5 protein-coding genes are annotated in these 6173 nt (G+C 69.6%); 3 read left to right on the forward strand and 2 right to left on the reverse strand.

The window, feature by feature from the left end; all coding sequences use genetic code 11:
- The first annotated feature begins 132 nt into the window (after positions 1 to 132).
- The 3 genes from ACWEN3_RS00960 (at position 133) to ACWEN3_RS00970 (ending at position 3045) form a co-directional block, all read left to right on the forward strand.
- Positions 133 to 714: an SLATT domain-containing protein gene (locus ACWEN3_RS00960; RefSeq protein WP_452963985.1), complete on the forward strand. Its 582-nt coding sequence runs from the start codon at positions 133 to 135 to the stop codon at positions 712 to 714.
- A gap of 52 nt (positions 715 to 766) precedes the next feature.
- The gene (locus tag ACWEN3_RS00965; RefSeq protein ID WP_452963987.1) at positions 767 to 2236 is read left to right on the forward strand and encodes a 5'-methylthioadenosine/S-adenosylhomocysteine nucleosidase; all 1470 of its coding nucleotides are present in this window, start codon (positions 767 to 769) and stop codon (positions 2234 to 2236) included.
- Positions 2237 to 2328: 92 nt separating this feature from the next.
- Positions 2329 to 3045: a hypothetical protein gene (locus tag ACWEN3_RS00970; RefSeq protein ID WP_452963989.1), complete on the forward strand. Its 717-nt coding sequence runs from the start codon at positions 2329 to 2331 to the stop codon at positions 3043 to 3045.
- Between the two features lie 319 nt (positions 3046 to 3364).
- On the opposite strand, the gene ACWEN3_RS00975 is transcribed toward ACWEN3_RS00970, so the two are convergent.
- Together ACWEN3_RS00975 and ACWEN3_RS00980 are read right to left on the reverse strand one after the other, a co-directional pair.
- Positions 3365 to 3493: a hypothetical protein gene (locus tag ACWEN3_RS00975; RefSeq protein WP_452963991.1), complete on the reverse strand. Its 129-nt coding sequence runs from the start codon at positions 3491 to 3493 to the stop codon at positions 3365 to 3367.
- Between the two features lie 621 nt (positions 3494 to 4114).
- Positions 4115 to 5944, reverse strand: coding sequence for a DUF2637 domain-containing protein (locus ACWEN3_RS00980; RefSeq protein ID WP_452963995.1), 1830 nt, complete (start codon positions 5942 to 5944; stop codon positions 4115 to 4117).
- Positions 5945 to 6173 lie beyond the last annotated feature (229 nt).

Here is a 6173-nt window from a genome sequence, read left to right on the forward strand (position 1 = left end):
GGCTACCGCATCCATGTCCAGTTATTCTGGACATGGATGTATCGGACGTTGGTAGGATGGCGCGCAGGCTGGGGTTGTGCACGACGGCACGGACGAGGTGCGCCTCGCGGGGCGCGAACGGGAGGGAACCGGGTGAAGCGCGGATCGACGGGTCGGCCGGCGGCCCAGGGGGCGCCGGGGGCCGGGGTGGACGCCGGGTGGCAGTTCGTGCGCGACGAGGTCGACCGGCAGCTCGAGGCGTTCGCGCGCCGCAGGAAACGGGACAAGCGCAAGGCCTTCGGGCTGCAGCTGGCCACCGTGACGCTGTCCGCGACCGTCACGGTGCTGCTGGGCCTGCGCACCTCGGAGGAGACGCGGACCCGGATGCTCAACATCGCGCTGGTCCTCGGCGCGCTGATCACCGTCCTGGCCGCCGCGGAGGCATTCTTCTCGCACCGGCGGTTGTGGGTACTTCGCACGGCAACGGTGCGTCGACTGGAGGCGCTCTCGCGGCACGTGGACTTCCGGGCGGCCGTGGCCGCCGGACAGCCCGTCGATACGGCCGCGACCACCGCGTACCTGGACGAGCTCGACGCGATCATCTCCGACGACCAGAAGTCCTGGCAGCACCTACGACAGGAACCTCCGGCCGCCCACGACAAGCGGCTCTCCGCCCCCGCCGAACAGTCACGCGACGACGAGGAGCCGGACGCGGTCGACGGCAACGCACAGTAGCGGGTGCGCAGGCGCGGGCCCGAGTCCTCCACAAGACAGCGAAGGAAGCACGGTGGCAACGAACCGGATCGTCGTCCTGACGGCCCTGCCTCTGGAGGCGGCCGCGGTCCTCGCGCACCTCCCGGGTGCCCAACGCCGCGACCTGCCCGGGGGCACGATCGTCGAGGAGGCCCCGCTCCCCGGTACCGGCTTCAGCGTCTGCCTGGCGTGCACCGGGCCCGGCAACGCGCAGGCCGCGCTCGTCGCGGACCGTGTGATCACTTGGGCGGACCCCACCGCGGTGTTCTTCGTCGGCGTCGCCGGCGCACTCAAGGACCACATCGCGCTCGGCGACGTGATCGCCGCCACCAAGGTGATGAACTACCAGGGCGGAAAAGACACCTCGGCGGGGTTCAACGCGCGCCCGGAGGTCTGGGACGGGTCCTACCGCCTGCAGCAGATCGCCCGCTACGCCGACACACAATCCACGTGGCGCACCCTGCTGCCCGGCGGCGAAGACCCGGAACCGACGGTGCACTTCAAGCCGATCGCCTCCGGGGACCAGGTCAAGGACACCGCCGACTCCGCCCTGTCCGAGCTGCTGAGGACCGCCTACAACGACGCGGCCGCCATCGAGATGGAGGCGGCAGGCGTCGCCCGTGCAGCGCACCACGCCGGTGTCGACGTCCTCGTGGTCCGGGGGATCAGCGACCGCGCGGACGGCACCAAGACCGCCAGCGACGACGCGGGCTCCCAGCCCCGGGCGGCCCGCAACGCCGCCGCCTTCGCCCTGGGCGTGATCACCGCCCTGCCGGCTGCCGTCGCGCCGGCCGGATCGGCGACACCGGGCGCCACGCCGCAGCCGAACAGCGACGCGGCGCCGGACTGGTCCGTCCTCGTCAAGGCTCCCGACCTGCGCTGGCGGGCCAACCTGTACGGGGCCTACAGCACTGAGCCGCCCACGCTCGAGGTGCACCTCGCCCCCGTCGGCACCGACGCGCGCCTGCAGGCGGTACGACAGCAGACAGTCAGAGACGACCTGGTGCAACTCGGACGCAGCCAGGGCCTGTTCACCCAAGCCGAAGAGGTCCACGGAGGGTCCTCGGCCGACAGCGCCGTCGCCTTCGTGCGCGCCCCCGGCAGCAGCGGGACCACCGGGCTCGCGGTACTGCGCAACGGTCAGCGCAGCGCCTGGGAACCACTGCCGAAGATCGACACCGTCTCCCTGGCCATCTTCGATCCGGACTACCTCGCCACGCGAATCGCCGTGCTCCTCGAGCACCTGCTGGCCATTCCCGTTCCCATGCCGGAAAAGACCGTCCCGGTCGCAGGGATCGACCCCGCGATGCTGCTCACCCGCGGCACCGTCGGGGCGGCGCACCGCGGGCCCGGCGCCACGTTCGACGGGATGATGAACGACCAGCCCCTGCGCACCGACGCCAACGAGGCGCTGAGCACCGAAAGTCTGCGCCTCAACGTCGCAGCTGTGGCGCAGGAGCTGGCGGTCCGCCTGGACCAGGCGCTGCGCGGGTCGCACCCGTAGCGTCCGCAGGCCCGGATTCCCCGGCCTGCGGACGTGGCGCTGTCACACGGGACCGGCCGACGACCATCTACGCGACATACGCGTCCCTAGGTGTGCTGGAGGAGGCCTTCGAGGGCGCGTACGGGCAGCAGCTAGCGCCGGTGGACCTGGCGGTGGTCGACGAGGTGCACCGGAGGTCGGGCAGCATGGGCAAGGCCTGGGCGGACACTCACCACCAGGACGTCATCCCCGCGGCGCGGCGGCTGTATCTGACGGGGACTCCGTGGATCTGGCAGGAGCGGCCGGCGCGTTGGGAGGTTGCCGAGGGGGTGCGGGATCCGCTGCCGGAGGAGATGGCGGCGCCCATGGATGACGAGAGCGTGTTCGGGCCGGTGCTGTACAAGCTGTCGTTGGCGTCGGCGGTCTCGCGGGAGCTGCTGGCCCGGTACCAGATCATCGTGATGGAGGTACGGGACCCGCTCGTGACGCCGAGGCGGCTGATGAGCGAGGAGCGCCACGAGGAGGAGGTGCGCGGGCAGCGGCTGGGGGCGCTTCAGGCCTCGCTGCTGGACACCATGGCGCAGCATCGACTGCAGACGTGCATCACCTACCACCACCGGACGATAGAGGCACAGGCGTACGCGGAAGCCCTGGAGCGTGTGGCGAAGCGGCTGCACGGGGATCAGCCCGAGCGGTATCCGGCCCCGGTGTGGGCGGATTGGCTGTGCGGGGAGCACGCGCCGGAGCAGCGGCGGGCAGTTCTGGCGGAGTTCGGGTCGACCGCGCGGCGGGCGGTGCTCGCAATTGCAAGGTCTGTCGGCGGCGGGTGAACCGTGGCTCTGCCAAGATTTCCGTGAAACCGATCATGAGGCCGCCGTGGTCGTGACTCTGTGTTGTCGGCGGTCGGCTGCCACGAGCAGGACTCGCTTGCGGAGCAAGGGGTGGCCGGCACGGCCCGCCATCTGCCGCTTCAGCAGCTTGATGTCACTCTGCCCTCGCTACAGCCCGAGCTCCACTCTGTACTCAACCCGAGGACGACCGCGTCGAGATCGGCCATGAGTCCGTTGGCGAAGGCACGAAGACCGTGGCGCTCGTCCGCGCGAGCGGCGGCGATCCACTCCCTGAGCCGGTCCGCGCTGCGGATGGCCATCATCGCGCGAAGGACCGGACGTGCCCGGTCGGGGCCTCCAGCTCGGGGCAACGGGCCAGGATCGCCTTGAGTTTCTGCCGGTCATCGTCGCTCACGCGGTCCGGGTTGCGGGTGATCCAACCGGTCACCTTCCGCACGCCCGGCGGCCGTGGCGGCGGTGTGCCGTTGGGGGTACGGCATGAGCAGGACCGCCTGCCCGGCCACTTGCGCCGACACCGGAGCGGCGGATTCGGCCGCCTCGGCGTCTGCCTAGGCCTGCTCGGCCAGGCGGTTCAACGCCCGCTCCGCGACCGTCAGTTCGTTCCGCGCGACCTGGACCTCCTGAAGCTGCTTGGTCAACTGCTCGGCGAGGGCGCCCAGTTCGCTCCGGCGAGCGGTGATCCACTGCCGCTACTGCATCCTGTATCCTCCCGCGCTCCCATAGCGTGTCGATCTGCTGACGGATCGTAGGCGGGGGCAGATCGCGGACGCAGCCGAACCCGGCATTCCACCGGAACCGGACCTTCCCGATGATCTACGCCATGGTCATCGGCCGCCGACCGGTGCGAGTACCCCGAAACGAAGACGCGCCAACTCCCTGACCAGCTACTTCAAGATGACGCAGCTTCAGTGAGGGAGACCGCTGTGCGCACTGGCAGCGCAATGGGCAGTCAGTCTGCGCAATGGTGGGTTGACCTGCGGTTTCTCGATTGCGCTGCCGTGACGGTGGCTGGATCACTGGTGCGCAGGGACGAGCGTGGGGCGGCTTGTCACTGCTGTGGCTGCGCGTGGTGGCGGGTCAGTGCCTGCCAGCGCCGCTCGAAGTCGACGGCCTGCTCGGCAATGGAGTCGGGAGTGAGGGGCTTGTTGTGCTGCGCGGTGATCCCGCGGGATGCGCACTCCTGCGCAATCCTGTCGAGCGAGGGGGTTTCGTTGCGTACCCGGTGTTCCGCCCAGACGTTGTAGACACGGAACGGCAAGAGGTAGCGGCGCAGGGTGGACGGGCTGACCGGTTTTCCTCCGCGGCCGGTCATGCCCTTCTCGCTCGCAAGGTAGGCGGACAGCTGCTCGGCTCTGGGTTCCTCGCCGTGCTCGGTGTGGTACTCGATCCAGGCGAGGTAGTAGCGGTCGACGGTGGTCAGCGCGGTGGGCACCCCCCTCGCGCCGCCCTCGCCCGGCGGGTCATCAATGGCGGCGCTCACCCTGGGACTGCGCTGCTCCTTGGCAGGCTGTGCGCCCGCGCCGGCCAGTGCCCCTTCAGGTTGGTCCTCGCTCGACTCGCCGGAGGGCGCTTGCGCGGCGGGCTCGGTGGCTTCCTCGCCGACGGGCGGCTCGCTCTCGTCGAACTCCCGCTGCCCGAAGGCCGAGACGAAGCCCTCCAGATCTGCGCCGGTGATGGGCTGGCCGTTGCCGCCGGTGATCTGGTCCCGCTCGTAGACGTACGCCGCGAGTGCGGCGGCATCGGGGTAGGACCCGTGTTCCTGCGCGTATGCGAGCCAGGCGTTGTAGAAGTAGTCACCCCATCCATCGTCCGCGTCGTACGGAGCTTGGGGTTCGGTCCCGTTCTCAGCCGATGGCCGGCGCTGCTTGAGGAGTCGCAGCAGGGGTTCGAGTTGCTGGTCCGATAGTGGCCCGCCGGCCGCGGTGGCGATGCCGTACTGGTCCTGGAGCCACAAAGCGAACTGCGCGCTCGTGGGTTCGACTCCGAAGGCGGCCATCCAATCCTGATAGGCGTTTGCGAGGTGTTGGTCGTTCCCTTCGTCCGCCAGCTCGTGCGGCCGCTCGGGGTTTGCGGTTGGAGGCTGCGCCACCGGTTGGTGCTGCGCGCGGCGCGCCTGCACCAGTTCCTTCTCCTGGTCGACGCCATCCTCGAGTTCGGGGCTTGGCCGCTGCGCCGGAACCGGGGTGGGCTCGACGGTGAACTGGATCGGCGGCTCGTCAATACCCGCGGCGGCCAGCCCGGCCAGGGCGGTCTCGGCCAAGGGCAGGCCGTAGCGGGCCAGTCGGAGCGGCATCAGCGACTCCACCGGGGCCTTGCGCCGCCAGGCACGGCCAAAGCGGGAGCGGAGGCTGGCCTGGTAGACGAGTCGTTCCTGCTCGAGCTTGATGACCTGGTCATAGGAGCGCAACTCCCACAGCTTCATGCGGCGCCACAGCAGGAACGTGGGGACCGGCGAGAGGAGCCAGCGGGTCAGGCGGACGCCCTCCATGTGCTTATCAGCGGTGATGTCGGCGATCCGGCCGATCGCGTGCCGGGCCGCCTCCACAGCCACGACAAACAGCACCGGGATCACCGCGTGCATGCCGACGCCGAGCGGGTCAGGCCAGGCGGCGGCTCCGTTGAACGCGATGGTGGCGGCCGTCAACAGCCAGGCCGTCTGCCGCAGCAGGGGGAACGGGATACGGATCCAGGTCAGCAGGAGGTCCAGGGCCAGGAGGACACAGATGCCGGCGTCGATGCCGATCGGGAAGACGTAGGAGAAGCTTCCGAAGCCCTTCTTGACCGCCAACTCGCGGACGGCCGCGTACGAGCCAGTGAAGCCGATACCAGCGATGATCACGGCGCCGGTCACGACCACGCCGATGAGAACACGGTGCATCCGAGCCAGCCGCAGCGGCGCCGTCACATAATCGCCCTTCCGAAACAGCAGTCAACAAGTGTCACCCTGTCACGCATCACGCGCACCCAGAAACCGCAGGACACAAAACTGGCCGGAACACAACGGGGCCTCTCAGCTTGACTCTGTCGGGGATCTTGGAGTTTCCCGGTGCGGCAGCAAGATCGACGGGGATGATCGGGGAGTTTCGCCGACCGATACATCTGTCGAG

The organism is Streptomyces sp. NPDC004561, from assembly GCF_053602155.1.